17 protein-coding genes are annotated in these 17,865 nt (G+C 62.4%); 2 read left to right on the top strand and 15 right to left on the bottom strand.

Translation table 11 applies throughout. The features are described 5' to 3' along the window. The 3 genes from EN932_RS10930 to EN932_RS10920 form a co-directional block, all read right to left on the bottom strand. Positions 1 to 191 (bottom strand): ABC transporter substrate-binding protein (locus EN932_RS10930; protein WP_164890464.1); only part of this gene is annotated, 191 nt, incomplete at its 3' end. A gap of 2 nt (positions 192 to 193) precedes the next feature. Further along, positions 194 to 796, bottom strand: a complete 603-nt coding sequence (locus EN932_RS10925) for an ANTAR domain-containing response regulator (protein WP_127369732.1) — start codon at positions 794 to 796, stop codon at positions 194 to 196. 83 nt (positions 797 to 879) lie between these two features. Further along, complete coding sequence (locus EN932_RS10920) at positions 880 to 2,949, bottom strand: NAD(P)-binding protein (protein WP_127369731.1); 2,070 nt, start codon at positions 2,947 to 2,949, stop codon at positions 880 to 882. Between the two features lie 276 nt (positions 2,950 to 3,225). Here EN932_RS10920 and argE point away from each other — a divergent pair, with 276 nt between their 5' ends. Next, positions 3,226 to 4,386, top strand: coding sequence for an acetylornithine deacetylase (gene argE, locus EN932_RS10915; RefSeq protein WP_127369730.1), 1,161 nt, complete (start codon positions 3,226 to 3,228; stop codon positions 4,384 to 4,386). Between the two features lie 7 nt (positions 4,387 to 4,393). Here the strand turns inward: argE and EN932_RS10910 are convergent, their stop codons facing one another. The 9 genes from EN932_RS10910 to EN932_RS10870 all read right to left on the bottom strand — a co-directional run bounded on the left by EN932_RS10910 (position 4,394) and on the right by EN932_RS10870 (position 14,081). Further along, the gene (locus EN932_RS10910) at positions 4,394 to 5,350 is read right to left on the bottom strand and encodes a LysR family transcriptional regulator (protein WP_063168703.1); all 957 of its coding nucleotides are present in this window, start codon (positions 5,348 to 5,350) and stop codon (positions 4,394 to 4,396) included. A 151-nt stretch (positions 5,351 to 5,501) separates the two neighbouring features. Further along, complete coding sequence (locus EN932_RS10905) at positions 5,502 to 6,992, bottom strand: aldehyde dehydrogenase (protein ID WP_127384587.1); 1,491 nt, start codon at positions 6,990 to 6,992, stop codon at positions 5,502 to 5,504. Between the two features lie 21 nt (positions 6,993 to 7,013). Then, the gene (locus tag EN932_RS10900; RefSeq protein ID WP_013530450.1) at positions 7,014 to 7,688 is read right to left on the bottom strand and encodes a DUF1028 domain-containing protein; all 675 of its coding nucleotides are present in this window, start codon (positions 7,686 to 7,688) and stop codon (positions 7,014 to 7,016) included. Between the two features lie 5 nt (positions 7,689 to 7,693). Next, positions 7,694 to 8,110: a RidA family protein gene (locus tag EN932_RS10895; RefSeq protein ID WP_013530449.1), complete on the bottom strand. Its 417-nt coding sequence runs from the start codon at positions 8,108 to 8,110 to the stop codon at positions 7,694 to 7,696. A gap of 56 nt (positions 8,111 to 8,166) precedes the next feature. Further along, positions 8,167 to 9,441 carry an NAD(P)/FAD-dependent oxidoreductase gene (locus EN932_RS10890; RefSeq protein WP_127384588.1) on the bottom strand — a complete coding sequence of 425 codons (1,275 nt, stop codon included), beginning with the start codon at positions 9,439 to 9,441 and terminating at the stop codon, positions 8,167 to 8,169. Positions 9,442 to 9,594: 153 nt separating this feature from the next. Further along, a complete protein-coding gene (locus EN932_RS10885; protein ID WP_013530447.1) occupies positions 9,595 to 11,199 on the bottom strand; it encodes a GMC family oxidoreductase N-terminal domain-containing protein in 1,605 nt (534 codons plus the stop codon). A gap of 95 nt (positions 11,200 to 11,294) precedes the next feature. Next, the gene (locus EN932_RS10880; RefSeq protein WP_013530446.1) at positions 11,295 to 12,098 is read right to left on the bottom strand and encodes an ABC transporter ATP-binding protein; all 804 of its coding nucleotides are present in this window, start codon (positions 12,096 to 12,098) and stop codon (positions 11,295 to 11,297) included. A 13-nt stretch (positions 12,099 to 12,111) separates the two neighbouring features. Then, positions 12,112 to 12,978 carry an ABC transporter permease gene (locus EN932_RS10875; RefSeq protein ID WP_024503974.1) on the bottom strand — a complete coding sequence of 289 codons (867 nt, stop codon included), beginning with the start codon at positions 12,976 to 12,978 and terminating at the stop codon, positions 12,112 to 12,114. Positions 12,979 to 13,091: 113 nt separating this feature from the next. Continuing rightward, positions 13,092 to 14,081, bottom strand: a complete 990-nt coding sequence (locus EN932_RS10870) for an ABC transporter substrate-binding protein (RefSeq protein WP_013530444.1) — start codon at positions 14,079 to 14,081, stop codon at positions 13,092 to 13,094. A gap of 332 nt (positions 14,082 to 14,413) precedes the next feature. Between EN932_RS10870 and EN932_RS37930 the strand changes: the two genes are divergently transcribed. Then, entirely contained in the window at positions 14,414 to 14,587 is a 174-nt protein-coding gene (locus tag EN932_RS37930) for a hypothetical protein (protein ID WP_164752743.1), read from the top strand. Here EN932_RS37930 and EN932_RS10865 read toward each other — a convergent pair. The 3 genes from EN932_RS10865 to EN932_RS10855 are packed head-to-tail and all read right to left on the bottom strand — an operon-like array spanning position 14,584 to position 17,626. Next, positions 14,584 to 15,405, bottom strand: coding sequence for a carbohydrate ABC transporter permease (locus EN932_RS10865; protein WP_024503976.1), 822 nt, complete (start codon positions 15,403 to 15,405; stop codon positions 14,584 to 14,586). The two genes, EN932_RS37930 and EN932_RS10865, sit on opposite strands and share 4 nt — an antisense overlap. A 2-nt stretch (positions 15,406 to 15,407) precedes the next feature. Continuing rightward, positions 15,408 to 16,274, bottom strand: coding sequence for a sugar ABC transporter permease (locus EN932_RS10860; RefSeq protein WP_127368634.1), 867 nt, complete (start codon positions 16,272 to 16,274; stop codon positions 15,408 to 15,410). A 56-nt stretch (positions 16,275 to 16,330) separates the two neighbouring features. Next, on the bottom strand, positions 16,331 to 17,626 hold the full coding sequence (locus EN932_RS10855) for a sugar ABC transporter substrate-binding protein (protein ID WP_245460931.1): 1,296 nt from the start codon (positions 17,624 to 17,626) through the stop codon (positions 16,331 to 16,333). Positions 17,627 to 17,865: the final 239 nt, after the last annotated feature.

Here is a 17,865-nt window from a genome sequence, read left to right as displayed (position 1 = left end):
GGTCCCAGCATATGCGCGAGATGGAAGTGGCCGATGGCGATGCGGTCGCGGATGTTGGCCCAGGATGTCTCGCGGTGCAGCTTCAGATCGATGCCTTCTTGCGCGGCGAAGCCAAGTTCGCCCGCCGCGACCAGCACGGCGCTGTCGAAAAGCGGCATGAAGCCGGCGGTGATCTGGTGCTCGGCAGTCATGCTCATTCGTCCTCCGCCGGTCCCAGCAGCCCCGCGGCAGTCACCAGGCTTTGGGCGATGTCGCCGATCTTGCGGTTCTGGTTCATCGCCGTCTTGCGCAGCAGCGTGTAGGCGGCCTCTTCGGAGAGGCCGCGCGATTTCATCAGGATGCGCTTGGCGCGGTCGATCACCTTGCGGCTCTCGAGCTCGCCGCGAACCTCTTCCAGTTCGCGCGCCATGCGCGAAAAAGCGTTGAAGCGGCTGACCGCCATGTCGAGGATCGGCTTGACGCGCTCTTGCCGCAGACCGTCGACGACATAGGCCGAAACGCCGGCATCGACCGCCGCCTCGATCGAGGCCTGGTCGGAGCGGTCGACGAACATGGCGATCGGCCGTTTTACGGCACGCGACAGCTGGAACATGTTTTCCAGCATGTCGCGATTCGGGTTTTCGAGATCGATGACGATGACATCGGGCTCGATCTCGGCGATCCGCCGCGCAATGCCGGTCACATCATGGATGACAGTGACCCGCTCATGGCCGGCCTCGCGCAACCCCGCCTCGATGATCGCGGCGCGGATGCGGTTTTCATCGATCACCAGGACGGCGAGTGCGGTTCGAACCATGCCTGCATTGTGACCAAGCGAAGGAATTGTGCAATGCGGTATGGTTGAACAATCCGATATTCGCTGACCGCACCGCAGGCGCCCTATTCCGCGGCCAACGCCGTGACCTCGCGGCGGAAGGGCAGTGCGTCGCCGATATCGGCTTCATCCAGCTCGCGCGCGAAGCGGTGGCCGGCATAGGTTGCCCAGGCGATCGGACCCGGCGCCTCGGCATCGCCGATGATTTTGATCGAGCGGATTCCGCTGTCGGCCCATTCGTCCCGCCGCGCCTTCAGGCCTTGCCAGACACCATCGTCCTGCTGGCGCGATGTCACCAGCACCACCGCGTCGGCAATGATGTCGCTCCGGGCGCCTGTATAGGCGCAGACTGTGATAACACCGCCCGGCACGATGCGCGTCACAGTCCGGTTCAGCACGATCTCGACGCCGCGTTCGGCCAGCCGGCGATGGATGGCGCCCTGCTCCAGCGTGTTGCGGGTCCAGTCGGATACATAGGCCGACGGCGTCACCAGCGTCACCTTCGCGCCCTGGCGCGCCATCAGCTCGGCCAGAACGCCACCCATGTAGTAGTGGTCGTCGTCGAACAGCACGACACTGCCGGTCGGCACAGTGCCGGCCATCAGATCGTCCGGCGTGTAGACCGGCATGGCCGGGTCGATCGGCATCGACACGACATGCGCGCGCGCCACGCCGTCTCGGCGCCATGTCGAGCCGGTGGCAAGCGCAATGTTCTGAAAGCCGAAGTCCAGTATCTCCTGCGCCGACAATCGGCTTTCGAAATAGACGTCGACATTGGACATCTGGCTGATCTGGTACTGGCGGTAGTCGCGCACGCGTCCCCATGCCGAGAGACCAGGCAAGCGGCACTCGCGCGCCACGCGGCCGCCGAGTTCGGTGCCGGCTTCGGCGATGGCCACCTGATAGCCGCGCAGGCCGAGCGCACGCGCCGCCTCCAGCCCGGCCGGGCCGGCGCCGACGATCAGCACGCTGTCGCTATCGCCCTTGGCCTGCATGCGTTCGGGATGCCAGCCCTTGCGCCATTCCTCCATGAAGGTTGGGTTCTGCGTGCAGCGCGAGATCGACATGGTCATGTCGCCGGTGATGCAGATGTTGCAGCCGATGCATTCGCGAATGTCCTCGATGCGCCCCTCCTCCACCTTCTTCGGCAGGAAGGGATCGGCAATCGATGGGCGCGCGCAGCCGATGAAATCCAGCGTGCCGGACTTGATCATCTTCACCATCACATCCGGCGAGGTGAAGCGACCGACGCCGACGACCGGCTTCGAGGTCAGTTTCTTGATGCCGGACACCAGGCTCTCCTGCGCGCCCTCCTCCTTGAACCGCGACGGCCCGGAGCAGTCCTCCCAAGCGCCATGCGCCAGGTCCCAGAGGTCGGGCAGATCGGCATGCATCTCGATCATGTCGCGCACTTCGGAATTGGCAAAGCCGAGCTCACCGATCATCTCGTCCAGCGACAGCCGCAGCGTCAGGCCGCACGTGTCGCCGATAGCGTCCCTGCCCTCTTCGATCAGCTCACGCATCAGCCGCGAGCGGTTCTCCAGCGAGCCGCCATATTCGTCGCTGCGCTGGTTGGTGGCCGTGGACAGGAAGTGCTGGATGATGCCGAAGCCATGCGCGCCGTAGAGGCACACCAAATCGAAGCCCGCGAGCCTCGCCCGTTTGAAGGCATTGCGATGCCAGCGGCGCAGGTCGCGAATATCCTGCTTGTCCATGGCGCGCGCCTGCACCGGATCGTTGGTGAAGGTGCGGATCGGCAGGGCCGACGGCCCGCGCGGCACTTCCTTGGTGTAGAGGTTCGGCCCGTTGATGCCTGAGTAGGCCAGTTGGATGCCGGCCAGCGCGCCATGCTGGTGCATTGCCTTGGCCATCTTCGCCAGCGCCGGAATATCGGCATCGTCCCACAGCCTGAGCTCGATGAAGGGCGTGATCTCGGATGTGTGGTGCATCTCGGTTTGCTCGGTGAAGATGACGCCCCAGCCGCCTTCCGACTTGATGCGGCGCATCTCGGCCGCGGCCGAAGGGTCGCGATAGCCGCCGCCATTGCAATGCGGCACCTGATAGAAGCGGTTCTTGGCGGTCACCGGACCGATCTTCACGGGCTCGAACAAAATATCATAGCGCGGATCGCGCATGGAACGTGCCTTCCTGCCAGCGTCGCCCTGCAGCACGCCCGATCATGGTTTCGAGGCGTGACGCAAGCCGGCCGGCCCAGTGGGTTGATGCCGTGAGACCATTCATAAGTTGCGGCAAGCGCCGGAAAACAACAGATTTCTTCTGTGCCGGTTAGGCCGCGCCTAATCGCACACATCCGGATTAGCATCCGCTGAATCCCGACTGAGCCAAATGCGACTTCAAGGCCCCGGCCACGCGATGCTAGAAGTACCGACGGCCAATGAGGCACAAGACGCATGGACAGCACCCAGATCCTTGAAAAGCTGCTCGCATTCCCGACGGTGAGCCGCGACTCGAACCTCGCCCTCGTCAACTACGTGGCGGACCTGCTAGACGCGCACGGCACTGCCAGCCAGATCATCCACAGCGAGGACGGCCACAAGGCCAACCTCTTTGCCACCATCGGACCGACTGATGCTTCCGGCATCATGCTGTCCGGTCACACCGACGTCGTTCCCGTCGACGGCCAGGCCTGGACGCTGCCGCCCTTCGAGATGACGAACCGTGACGGCAAGCTTTACGGACGCGGCGCGGCCGACATGAAGGGTTTTGTGGCCTGCGCGCTCGCCGCGTGCCTCAAGGCCGCGAAAATGACGCTGAAGACGCCTCTGCACCTGGCACTCTCCTACGACGAGGAGATCGGCTGCATCGGTGTGCGCAGCCTAATCGACATGCTGCAAGCGGCCCCGCATCGGCCGCTGCTATGCATTGTCGGCGAGCCGACCGATATGCAGGTGGCGACGGGGCACAAGGGCAAGCTTGCCGCACGCGCGCTTTGCAAGGGGCGCGAAGGCCATTCGGCGCTGGCCCCGCTGGCGCTCAACGCCATCCATCTCGGCTGCGACTTCGTCGCCGCCTTGCGCCGCGAACAGGACCGGCTGATGCGCGATGGCGCCCGCGACGGCGACTACGACATATCATACACGACCGTCCATGTCGGCAAGATCAACGCCGGCGTGGCGCTGAACATCGTGCCGAACCTTTGCCAGGTCGACTTCGAAATCCGCAATGTCGCAGCCGACGACCCGCACGAGATTCTCGACCGCCTGCGCAAGGAGGCTGCTCATATTGCTTCCGAAGCCTCGACTATCGCGCCCGAGGCAGCAATCGACATCGACATCACCAACACCTATCCCGGCCTGGACACGCCAGCCAGTTCGCAAGCCGTCGCCTTCGTCAAATCGCTGACCGGCGCCAACAATACCATCAAGATGGCCTTCGGCACGGAAGGCGGCCTGTTCAGCCGCGATCTCGGCACGCCGACGGTCGTGTGCGGACCGGGGTCGATGGCGCAAGGGCACAAGCCGGACGAATTCGTCAGCGTCGAGCAGATGCGCCGCTGCGACGACATGCTGGAAAAATTGCTGAAGCGGCTTGCCGACCAGCAACTGGCGTAAGCGGGCGCTACTTCTGCGGAAGCGCTGCCTGGCCGACGGCCCGCTCGGCGCCGAACACACCTTGCTCGACGACAAAATGCCGGCAGTGGTCGATGAACGCCTGGGCGGATTGCGTACGATGTTCGGAATTGGGCAAGGCGACGCCCATGGTCAGCGGCCGGAGGTCACCGTCCAACGGCACGAAGACGAGCGGCTTGCCGTCCGGCGCCAGCGTGTTGAGCGGCCGCATGTTGGCGATGCCGTAGCCGAAGCCGTTGGCCACCATGGAGCGCATGACCGCAATGTCGCCGGTGCGCTCGGCAATATTGGGCCGGATCCCTCGCTGGTGGAATGCCGACAGGAAATATTCGCGGCTGTACGGCAGGTCGAGCAGCACCATCGGCTCGTCGGCCAGTTCCTCCGTCGTGATCGACGCCTTGGCCGCGAAACGATGGCCCGCCGGCAGCATGACATAGGCCGGCACCAACATCAGCGGCTCGAAGGTCATGTCCTGCGACAGTTCGAGATCGTAGGTCAGGGCGAGGTCGATTTCACCGCGCTGCAGCATCTCAAGCAATTGCCCCTGATTGCGCTCGAACTGGCGCACGCGCACATCGGGATAAGCGCGCTCGAACCGCATGCGCAGCGCCGGCAGCACGATCTGCGCAAAGGTCAGCAGGCATCCCACCGCCAGCGGGCCGCGCACCTTCTCGGCAAAATCGCCGGCGACGTCATGCAAGGCATCGGCATCGTTGAGCAGCCGGGCGGCTTCCTTGAGGAAGATGCGGCCACCGGCGGTGAGCGAGAGGCCGTGCGAATGCTTGCGGACAAAAAGCTGGACGCCGAACTCGGTTTCCAACTGCGCGATCGAGGCCGAAATCGATGGCGGCGACACATTGACCTGCTCGGCCGCCTTGGCGATGGAGCCGGCTTCGCCCACGGCAACGAAATATTCCAGCTGTCTGAGCGTGAAGCGTAGCGGCATGGCTGGCTATGTTGCCGGTTTGAGGGCTTCGATCAAGCCTAATGCATGTCGCGCAAAAGTGGCCCCGGTTTTGCGCAAACGACATGCATGGAGCAAAGGCCTAAAGCGCATCGCTTGAATCCGTTCGATCGCGATGCGCTTTAGGCGCCCATCAGTATTTGATCCATGTCGTTTTGAGCGCGGTGTACTTGTCGAGCGCATGCAGCGACAGGTCGCGGCCGAAGCCGGATTGCTTGAAACCACCGAACGGCGTCATCGGGCTCAGAGCGTCGACCTTGTTGACGGAAACTGTGCCGGCCTGCAGCCGCCCGGCGATGCGGTGCGCGCGCGACAGGCTGTCGGTCCACAGCGATGCGGCGAGCCCGTAGGGGCTGTCATTAGCGATGCGGATCGCGTCGGCCTCGTCATCGAAGGCAATGACCGAAAGCACCGGCCCGAAGATCTCGTCGCGGGCAATCGGATCGGCAGGCGTGACATCGTCGAAAATGGTGGGCTGGACAAAGCTGCCGCGCCCATTGACCGTGACCATGTCGCCGCCCGCGACCAGGCGCGCGGTCTTTTTACCGGCCTCGACGAAGCGCATGACATTGGCGGCGTGGCGACTATCGACCATCGCGCCCATTTTCGAAATCGGATCGAGCGGATCGCCGGGCTGCGTGGCCGCCGCACGCTGCACCAGTTTCTCCACCAGGGCATCCTTGATGCCGCGCTGGACGAGCAGGCGTGAATTGGCGGAACAGACCTCGCCCTGGTTGAAGAAGATGCCGAAGGCCGCCATATCGGCCACCACATCGAGATCCCCGCAGTCGGCAAAGACGAGGTTGGGGCTCTTGCCGCCGGTCTCCAGCCAGACCTGCTTCATGTTCGACTGCCCGGAATATTGCAGGAACATCTTGCCCACCGCGGTCGAACCGGTGAAGGCGAGGCAATCCACATCCATATGGCGGCCAAGCGCCTGGCCGGCGGTTTCGCCAAGGCCGGGCACGACATTGAGCACGCCGGCAGGCAGGCCCGCCTCCATCGCCAGCTCCGCCAGGAGCAGGGCCGACAGAGGCGACTGCTCGGCGGGTTTCAGCACCACCGAATTGCCCGCCGCCAGCGCCGGCGCGCACTTCCAGGTCGCCATGTCGAGCGGGAAGTTCCACGGCACCACCGCGCCGACCACGCCAAGCGGCTCGCGCCGCACCAGCACCAGATCGCCTTCGCCGGTCGGCGCCACCTCGCCATAGATCTTGTCGATGGCCTCGCCATACCATTGGAAGATCGCCGCCGAACCGGGGACGTCGACCGAGGCCGCATCCCTGACCAGTTTGCCCATGTCCAGCGATTCAAGCAGGGCCAGTTCATGCAGGTTGTCGCGCAGCAGCTGCGCCAGCCGCAGCAACACCTCGTTGCGGTGCGCCGGGCTGGTGCGCGACCAGACGCCGGCGTTGAAGCTGCGCCTAGCGGCGGCAACCGCCAGATCGATGTCTTCCTCGCCGCAGGACGCCACTTCGGCCAGCACCTCGCCCGTTGCCGGATTGACGCTGGCAAAGGTCCGGCCCGAACGCGCCGCGACCGTCTTGCCGTCGATGAACGCCTTGTCACGAAAACGGATCGCGGACGCCTTGCCGATCCAGTCCTTGTGGCTGAGTTCACTCATCGCAGGTGACCCCTGTCTTGACTATTCGTCGCCCGGCACGCCGTAGCTCGGCGCATCGGATGGGTTGATCGCGCGGGTCACATAGGCATCGAGCTGTGGCTTGTAGAGTTGCCACAGCGCCGCCAGTTGCTCGATAGGACAATCGTCGGTCCAGTCGCAGCGCAGGTCGGCGACCGGCCACGCCACCTCACGCACCAGCTTCATGCCGGCGGAATGGACAGGGCCAGCCTCGCCGCCGGCTGTCAGCGCCGCGCGCATAGTCGCGATGAGGCGGTCGCCGAGATGCCCCTCCGACGCCAGGAAAGCCTCGACCATCGCTTGCGGCACGCCATCATGGGCCAGCATGTTGCCGCCGCAAGCGACATTGTCAGCTCGCGCCTCCGCCCAGATGCCAAGAGCTTTGGGACCCGAATGGATCGCGGTCGCTCCAGCGGCGTCGACAGCCAGCACCTGCCGGTATTCGGGATAGGCACCGGTGCGCTTCAATATGGCAATCGCCTCCGCCGCGGACGCGCCGCGCGCCAGCAATTCGAGACCGCGCAGTCCAAGCGTAGGATCGGTGACGTTCTGGCTGGCAATGGCCCCGGCGCCCGCCTGCGCATAGGCGCAGCGCGCCGCAACAGCAGGCGACGAGGAGGACACCGCGACCCCGAACATGCCGGTGCGGCCGCACCGCGCGACAATGGAAAAGGTCATCGCAATCAGTCCGGAATGACGGCGGTGCCGTCGATCTCGACCAGCCAGTCCGGCCGCGCCAGGGCCTGCACGACAAGGCCGGTCGAGACGGGATGCACGCCTCTGATATACTCGCCCATGGTACGGTAGACCGCCTCACGATGGCGCACATCGGTGATGTAGACCACCACCTTGACCAGGTGCTCCATGGTGCCGCCGCACTCCTCGATCAGCTGGCGGATGTTCTGCATGACCTTGTGCGTCTGCTCGACCGGATCATGGCTGTCGATGTTCTTGGCCGTGTCGAGGTCCTGCGGACACTGGCCGCGCAGATAGACGGTCCTGCCGCCCCGCGTAACGACCGCCTGGCACAGATCATTGTCGAGCTTCTGCTCGGGATAAGTGTCCTTGGTGTTGAACTTTCGAATTCTTGTATGCGCCATCTTGGTCTCCGTCGGATCAGGCTCGAGGTCGGGGCATCCCGTTTGAGGTGCCGTGTCTATGCCACCTTGGTCTCGCGCTTCGCGGACGCATGGTAGGCCAGGTATTTGCGCTGCGTGGAAATATGGTCGGCCACATGCTGCGCGTCGTGCCAGACGCCCCAGATGAAGCTCGACCCTCTGCGCGATTGCCAAGGCAGTCCGAGGAAATAGATGCCGGGCTCGGTCGACACACCGCGCTGGTGCTTCGGCTTGCCCCTTTCGTCGAACACATCGACCTTCAGCCAGTTGTAGTCGACGGTGAATCCCGTCGCCCAGATGATCGAACCTATCTCGGCTTCCGACAGGTTCAGCTCGAGAATGGGATCGGTCATGCATCGCGGGTCCGGGCCGATCTTGCGGGCCTCGGGCTCCGGGGGAAGGTCGAGGCCGTTGCGGGCGACATAGGCATCTGCCTCGTCCAGAACCGACATGTAATTCGCATCGCCGCGCGCGATATTCTTGGCCAGATCGGGTGCGAAAGTCATCACACCGTGCCTGTAGGATTCGGTCCGGCCAACCAGCGTCATCCCTTGCGCGGCAAGGCGCCGGAAGTCGATCGTCTGGCCGCCACGCGCGCCGCTGACCGCGATGGTGACATGTTCGGTGCCGGGCGCAGGCGCCTGCGCGTCCCACTTGCCCAAAACCCCCAGCCACCAGCAGAAGTCACGTTCGCGATAGGCCCGCGGCGGCCGATCGTGCGGCCCGACCGAGAGATAAACCCGCCGTCCCGCACGCTGGAGTTCGTCGGCGATCTGCACCCCCGAAGACCCGGAGCCGACCACCAGCACCGCGCCTGCGGGCAGTTGGCCGGGATTGCGATAGGCGCTGGAATGTATCTGCATAGGTCCGGCGTCCCCGGGAACGACGGCCGGGATGACCGGATGCTGGAAAGCGCCGGTGGCGGCAACCACGCTCCTGGCTTCGATCACGCCATCCGAGGTTTCGATCCGGAAGCCGGGACGGCCGACAAGCCTTTCCACTTTCCTGACCTCCACGCCGCAACGGATGGGGGCAGCGATCATGTCGGCGTAAGCGACAAAATAGTCGGCGACCTTCTCCTTGCCGATAAAGGCATCCGGACCGGCATTGGGAAATTCCATGCCGGGAAAACGGTCATGCCAGGCGGGACCATTGGCAACCAGCGAGTCCCATCTCTCGCTACGCCAGCGTTCGGCGATGCGGTCCCGCTCCAGCACGAGATGGGGCACGCCGCACTTGCTCAGATGCTCGCTCATCGCCAGCCCCGCCTGGCCGCCGCCAACAACAAGCGTGTCTACTGTTTCGACTGGCATTCAGCGGCCCTTTCTGGCTCTCCCCGAGAGTTTCTGCGCATGCGGCGGAGGTCTGATCGTTGGTTTACTGGAGGGACCGGGCAGCGAAAATTACGATTTCATGTGGCAGTGGTTAGCTTGTTCCTAAATGCTGAATTGGCCGCGCGCAGACGGCTACGCCAGTATTGCCATAGCCGCCTTTTCGCCAATCATCATGGATGGCGCATTGGTGTTGCCCCCGATCAATGTCGGCATGACGGAGGCATCAGCGACGCGCAGATTGTCGAAACCGCGCACCTTGAGACCGGCGGGATCAACCACCGCCATGGCGTCGTTGCCCATCCTGGCCGTGCCAACCGGATGATAGACGGTAAGAGCCTCGGCACGCAGATAGGCGAGAATCTCGTCATCGGTGTTCACGTCGGGCCCAGGCAGGATTTCCGGTCCGCGGATGCCGCCAAAAACCGGCGAAGCCAGGATCGAACGCGCGACCTTTATGCCCTCGACGAGGGTCAGGGCATCCTGTTCGTCACTGAAGAAGCGATGGTCTATGAGCATATTGCGGCGGGTGCCGTCGCGTTGAAGCGTGATTTCGCCGACGCTCCCCGGTCTCAACACACAGGTGTGCACGGCATAGCCGTGGCCATATTCGACGAGCCGACCGCGATGGCTGCGATAGCCCGGCACGAAGTGGAACTGAATGTCGGGTATGCTCCCGGCATACTTCGTCCTGGCAAAGCCGCCGGCTTCGACATAGTTGGTCGTCAGCATGCCTTTGCGCCGGGCGAAATACTGGAACGGCGCCGCCAGCATCGCCGGAAGATTGGCAAGTGAAAGGCCGAGCGTCTTGCGGCTGTTCGATCGCACCGTGATCATGCCATCGACATGGTCGCGCAAGTTCTTACCGACGCCTGGCAGGTTCGCGACCGGTTCAATCCCCGCTGCTTTCAGCTCCCCGGCCGGGCCGACGCCGGAAGCAAGCAGAATGCGCGGCGATCCGATCGCACCCGCGCTGAGGACGACCTCCGCTCGGCACCCCAACCGTTGGGTTGCGCCTTCCCTGATCACGTTGACGCCGGTGACGCGCTCGCGTTCAATCGCCAGATCAAGAACCTCGACGCCTGACAATATCCGCAGATTCGAGCGGCCGAGAACCGGCCGGACAAAGGCGCTGTAGGCCGAGAAGCGCTCGCCTCTGTTCTGGGTCACGTTGTAGATGCCGAGGCCGAGTTGGCCACCGGCATTGAAGTCGCGGTTCTCGGGCAGGCCTACGCCTCTGCCCGCCTCAACCCACAGGCTGGATACCACGTTGGGATCGCGCGGATTGTCGACCAGCAATTCGCCGTCGAATCCGTGATAGGCGGGGCTCTGCAACAGGCAGTTCCGCTCCAATTTCTTGAAGACCGGCAGGACATCGGCATAGGACCACCCGGCGCAGCCAAGCGCTGCCCATTCATCGTAGTCTTGCGCGGCGCCACGAATATAGACCATCGAGTTGATCGAACTCGACCCGCCAAGAACCTTGCCCCGGTTGACCGGTATGCGGCGGTTGTTGAGCAGCGGCTGCGGCACGCCCTTGTAGCCGTAGTCGAAGTTCGGATTGCCGTAGAGCGAGAGAATGCCGGCCGGCACGCGCACCCTGGTGCGGTCGTCGCTGCCGCCCGCCTCGATCAGGCAGACACGAACTGCCGGGTCTGCGCTCAGCCTGTTTGCCAAGACACAGCCGGCCGAACCCGCGCCAATGACGATATAGTCAAATTCCGCCGCCTCGATGCTCATGCCTTGCCCGTTTCGTCATCCACACCGAAGACTGCCGATGTCTGTTTCATGCATGTCGTCTGCCCAAAACCGAGGTCACTTTTGAGCGACATGCATTAGTGCTCGTCGTCTTCGTCATTCTTCAGGAGCTCGAGGATCTCCCGCTTCATGGCGATGAAGTTCGGCTCCATGACCAGATCCATGCTGCGTGGACGCGGGAGGCCTACGCGGATTTCCTTCTTGATCTGACCGGGCCGGCCGGACATGACGAGCACCCTGTCCGCCAGCAGGATCGCTTCGTCGATGTCATGGGTAACGAATAGGACCGTCTTCTTGGAATGATCCCAGATCCTCAGCAAAAGCTTCTGCATGCTGTGACGGGTTTGGCTGTCGAGCGCTCCAAAAGGCTCATCCATCAGCAGCACGTCCGGATCATTGGCGAGCGCTCGCGCAATCGCAACGCGCTGCTTCATGCCGCCCGACAGCTGAGACGGGTAATGGTTGGCGAACTTTGCCAGACCGACCTCGTGGAGAAAATGCTCGACAATGACCCTGCGCTCGGCCGGCGCAATGCCCTTCCGCTTCGGGCCATATTCGACGTTCTGCGCCACCGTAAGCCAGGGAAACAGCGTATATGCCTGAAACACCATGCCGCGATCCGGGCCCGGCTCGGTAACAGGCTTGCCGCCGACTACGATCATGCCGCCGGTGCGCTCCTCAAGACCGGCGACGAGATAAAGCAGGCTCGACTTGCCGCAGCCGGATGGGCCGACGATCACACAGAATTCGTTGGGCACGACGTGAAAGGAAATGCCATCCAGCGCCAGCACCGCATTGTCACCCTTGCCGTAGCGCAGGACCACATTGTCGATGCCTATGTCGGAACTCTTTGGTTTCGTCGTAAGATTCAGGGCGTCCATGTGTGCGTGTTCCTCAATTGGCCCAGGGAGCGACGAGGCGGCGGATGCCCCGGAACAATTGGTCGGTGCAAAGACCAAGGATGCCGATCATGGCGATGGCCATGAAGATCACGTCGACCTGAAAGCCGCGCATGGCTTTGAGCGAGATGTAGCCAAGTCCGCTGCGGGCGGCGACGAGTTCGGCCACGACGAGATAGGTCCAGGCCCAGCCCATGGTGACGCGCAGCACATCCAGCACGCTCGGAAGCGTGGCCGGAAAGACGATGTGGAAGACCGTGTCGCCTCGTTTCGTGCCGAGCGTATAGGCTGCGTTGACAAGGTCGCGCTGGACGCTGCGAGCGCTGTCGGCGATCATGACGAGCTGCTGGAAGAAGACGCCGAAGACGATGACGGCAACGCGCTGCTCGATGCCGATGCCGATCCACAGGATGAAAAGCGGCACGAAGGACGTCACCGGCAGATAGCGTATGAAATTGACCAACGGTTCGAGAACGGCCTGGACGATGCGATAGGTGCCCATCGTCAATCCAAGCGGCACCGCAACGATGCTCGAAAGGACGAAGCCGATCAACACCACCTGGACGCTGGCGAAAACATGCTCCCACAACGACCCGTCAAGCGCCATGCTGATGGTGGTGGACAACACGGATTCGGGGCGAGGCAGGAACATTTCCTTGACCGCTCCGGAATAGGTCAGCGCGAACCAGCCGCCGATGACGGCGATCCAGACCATGAAGCCGAGCGTAATGGAGAGAGAGCGCGGCACAGCCCGAAACGGTGTGGCGATGACTTTCAGGACGGATCGACCGGCCTGACCTTCTTCAACTCTCGCGGTCACGCCATTGCTGACCAGAGAGCTCGTGTTCGGTGCTAGTGTCACGGGATACCCTTTTGGGCCGCTTGGACCGGAGGCGCGAGGTCCGCCTCCGGTTCAGCCAAATCACTTTGCAAGGTCAAATTACTTCGCAGGCCAAGCTACTTTCCAAGGCCAAGCTACTTCCCAAGGAAGGATGTATCGACGAGGTCGTCATACTTGACGTCCATTTTGAGCTTGCCGAAGCCGCCCCAGATATCGCCGCCCAGCTTGATCAGCTTGCCGGCTTCGCCAGTCTCGCCACCGGCGAAGAATTCGGCATTGCGCTGCTTACCGTAGAAGTTCACGCCAGCGGCCGAGGAAGCGAAGTCCTTCGGATCCTTCAGCCAGCCGCCGACGCCTTTGGCCATCACCTCATACGCCTTCTCAGGATTCTCCTTGATGAACTCGTTGGCCTTGTAGAGGCCCTTCACCAGCGCCTCGACATCTCCGGGGTTCTTCGTGATGTAGTCGCAGTTGAGCGCCACCACATCGACGATCAAGCCGGGTGTCTTGGAGGAGTCGATCAGCACCTGTCCCTTGTTTTCCTTTTTGGCCAGCGTCAGATGCGGTTCCCAGGTGACGGCAACGGGAATGCGGTCGGCCATGAAGGCGGCGGCGGCATCGTCTGCCGTCATGTTGGTGATCTTCACATCGGCCTGGGTGAGACCGGCCTGCTTGAGCAGGATATTGAACCAGAACTGCGACACTGAACCCTCGTTCAGCGCTACGTCCATGCCTTTGAGGTCGGCGATGCTCTTGACCCCGCTGGGCGCGAGCACGCCATCGCCGCCATGGCTGTCATCCAGCGCATAGACCGACTTGAAGCAAACATCCTTCGAACGATACTTCATGATCTCGTCGACGGTCGAGGCGCTGCCGTCGAGCTCGCCGGCGGCAACAGCCGCCATATACAGCGATGCTTCCTCGATGATCTCAAGCGAGACATCGAGCCCACCTTCCTTGAAGTAACCCATGTCACGGGCAAGGAAGAGCGGTCCGTACCCCACCCAGGTCGTCATGCCCAGTTTCAAGCTGCCAGCTTCGGCGTGGAGGCTCACCGATATGGCGCTGAGCGCAATGCCGGCCACCAGCGCGGCCCGGCGAAACTTCGAGATTATTGTCGTCATCACGTTCCCCTGTTTTTCTGAAGTCGGGCGTTATCCCGGCCCGAACGAAACCCGCTCCGGAGGCATCGCCGAAGCCTGTCGCCTGACGTTCTTTTCTTGTTTTCTTTCAGCCGATGGCGGAGCAAAGCACGTTGGGTGCGCTGCACAAATTATGATTTTCAGTAGTTCGGCTTAGGCTGGACCTAACCAGACTGCGCTGCGTCTGCGCCATCGCGATTTCGCCATCAGCAAGCTGCACCATTTCTTCCTTCCTCGGCCAGCCCGAGGCCACACCATTTTACGCGCCATCTATTGGCCGGGGCTGAGAGAGGGGGAACTGGAGCCGAGCTATTGTGGGCTACGGCCTAACGAACGGGTTGCAGTTCGGCGATTTCGACATTCTGGCTGATCCGTCCGGACGGCTGATCCGTCTTTTCGGAATCGAGTCACCTGGCCTGACAAGTGCGCTGGCGCTGTCGGATTGGGTTGTCCAATTTGTCGGAAAGACGAACTTCTTCTTGCTTTAGCCTTTGACCGCCCCAGCGGTCATGGATCCCGATATCTGCCGATACATCACAAGACCCAGCAATGCCGGCGGCAAGGCGCCCAGCATCATGACCGCGGAAGCGGTTCCCCATTTCACGCCACCGCCGCTCGCGGCGAAGAAGAAGGATGCGCCGACCGTCATCGGCACGGCACGACTGGTTGTCAGCATGAGGCCGAAGAGGAATTCGTTCCAGGCGGTGATGAAGCCGAAGATGAAGGTTGTGACCAGCGCCGGTCGGATGACGGGCCGGACGATCATCATCATCACCTGCAAGGAATTTGCGCCATCGACTTTCGCCGCCTCGTCGAGTTCGACTGGTACATCTGAAATCGCGTTCACCAGGATGACGAGTGCAAGCGGCGCGTTGACGATGGTCAGGATGAGCCCGAGCCCGATCCGCGTATCGAGCAGGCCCAGCCACTGGTACATCATGTAAAGCGGGATCGCGAAGATGATCAGCGGCACGGCGCGAAGATTGATGACGATCGGCAGGACCAAGCGCTTTCCCGCCTCGCTGCGCGCGATCGCATAGGCAGCCGGGAACGCGAGCACGATCGCAAGGCCGGTTCCGATCAGCGCCGCCACGGTGCTGTTCAGCAGATAGGCATAGATGTTGAAGCGGCTGGTCTGCGTCAGGACCTCCAGATAGTTGTCGAGCGTCGGCTGGCTGATCCACAAACCGGGGTTCGTCGAAAGCTCGCGCTGGCTTTTGAGCGATGTGATCAGCGTCACGATAATGGGGAAATTCATCGCCAGCACGGCGATGGCAAAAACGATCCAGCGCAGTGCCCCGGCCATCGTCAACGCTTCCTGCGGCCGGCAAGCCGGTTAAGGCAGTGGAGAACGATGAACGACGCCATGAACAGGACAACCGAGGCGGCGACCGCCTTGCCAATAGCCCCTTCCTTGAAGAAGGCTTGGTAGATGTAGATCGACAAGGACGTCGTTGAACCTCCTGCACCACTGCCGGTCAATGCATAGACATTGTCGAACACCCGGAAACCGTCGATGAAACGGATGAAAAACGCGATGACCAGCGTCGGCTTCATCAATGGCAGGTCGATCCACCGGACGATCTCAAACGGTGATGCGCCATCGAGCGAGGAGGCTTCGCGCACGTCGAGCGGTATGGCCGAATAGGCCATGTAGAAGAGCAGGAAGGCGAAAGGCGTCCATTGCAGCGTCTCCACGACGACAAGGGTGCGGAAGGCATTGTCGATGTCGAGGAAGGCCGGGCTGTCGCCAAACCATTCGAAGAGATAGTAGGGGACGGGGCCCGCGAATTCATGCAGCACCAGCCGGTACATGAGACCGACCATGGCCGGCGCGACCATCAGCGGCAGCATCAACGGCGCCATCAGAACTGGGCGCTTGCTCAGAAGCGGCGCCAGGAAGATGGCAAGGAAAAGACCGATCAGACATTCCGCTGATGCGGTAAGAATACCGAAGCGCAGAGAGAACCAGGCCGAGCTCCAGAATTCGCGGTCGTTCAACACCGCGACATAGTTGGCGAAACCACTCAACACCGGACTGCGCAGCGTCTCGAATGTAACGGTCGAAACGGAATAGATCAGGTTGACGATCGCCGGAAAGCCGAGGAACAGCAGCAGGAAGCCGACCAGCGGCGTCAGATACATCCTGCCTTCGGCACGTGTCACAAGGGCCATGTCGATCCGCCAAACGCGCCGGACACCGAGCCTCGACCCGGCGTCCGGCAAATGGTTCATTTCTTGAGAAGGTCCTGCATGCCCGCCTTGGTGTGGGCGAGCGCATCCTCGAGGCTCTGCTGGCCGGACCAGTAGCCGGTGAACTCCTTTGCCTGCAGTTCATAGACCGGGAGCGCACTCGCGGACGTCGCTCCGGTCATGACATAGCCGTACTTGCTGGCGAATTCGCCGAGCTTGACGAGGTCGGGACGTTCCTTCGCAACCTTGGCGACGACATCGGGAGATAATGCCGGCGAACCGCCGCTGCGCGCATAGAGCAAGGCCGCATCCTCGGTGGCGAGCCACTTCAGGAACTTGACGGCGCCTTCCTTGTTCTTGGCGTTCTTGTTAAGGCCCAAACCAAGGCCGTGGATATGATCGGCGCGTCCGTCGGAACCTGCCGGTGGCGCGACGATCCCGGTCACCTCGGCGACGGCCGGGGATTTTTCGGTGCTGGTCAGATCCGCCGCCGCGGCATTCCACTGCAGCGCCGTCGCGGCCTGGCCGGATGCGAAGGCCGCGTTGGTTTCCGCATATTCGTAGCTCAGCGAATCCTTGGGCGAAGAACCGGCATCATAGAGTTTCTTGTAGAGTTCGAGGCCTGTCTTGTAGGCATCGGAATCCACCGTGACATTGCCGTCCTTGTTCATCCAGTCGCCGCCGTAGGAGCGCGGCAGGGACTGGAAGACCATCATGTTGAACAGCAGGTTCTTCATCTGCAGGACCGTGCCATAACGCACCGGGCTGTCGGGGTTCACCTGCTTGGTGAAATAGAGGGCGGTGGCCGCCCAGTCGTCCCAGGTCCAGCTGTCCGGGTCTTTCGGCTGCAGCGGCTTGCCGAGATATTTCTGGGCGATTTCACCATAGGTCTTCTTGGCGGCGTCATCCCCGATCAAGGCGTCGATGAGATCCTTGCGGTAGTACATGAAGTGCAACGAAAGGTCTGTCGGCACGCCGTATTGCTTGCCGTCGAACTGCATCGTCTTGAGAACGGATTCGCCGAAAACCTTGACCGCGTCCGTGCCAAGATCGACCGGCTCCATATAGGGCGCGTAGCGACCGAGCGAGTAGGTGGCGACGAGGTTCACGTCGAAGGCACTGGATCCGGCCGCCATGTCAGCCTGCAGCTTGTCGTAAAAGCCTTCCCGGTTGAAGAACAGCAGCTCCACCTTGTCGGCATCGCTTGCCTGCTTGTTATAGGTTTCCACGGTTGCCCGCAGTGCGGTTTCCTCGGACCCGCCAGGCCAGCCGAGCACGGTCACGGTTGCGTTGGCAAAGGTCGGCAAAGCTGTCCCCGCGAGGAGGGTGGCCATAAGCGCAAAAGACGTCCTGCTCAATTTCATGATCGTTCCCTTCTTTTTTGATGATTTTTGCATGGCATGACCGGCGGCGCCGCTACCTTGCCCATTCGGCAAGATCGGCAACACCGATGACGCCGGCGTGGCCCGCGAGCTTCGCCGCAACGAGATTGGAGGAAAGGCGCGGCGGAACCTCGCCCAGATGCGCGCGCACCCGGTCGAGATAGCCATCGGCAAGACCGATGCTGCCGCCG

Source organism: Mesorhizobium sp. M7A.F.Ca.US.002.01.1.1 (genome assembly GCF_004022955.1).
Classification (GTDB): domain Bacteria; phylum Pseudomonadota; class Alphaproteobacteria; order Rhizobiales; family Rhizobiaceae; genus Mesorhizobium; species Mesorhizobium ciceri.
The sequence above is the reverse complement of the archived record's forward strand: the minus strand, read 5'-3'. Positions and strand labels throughout refer to the sequence as shown.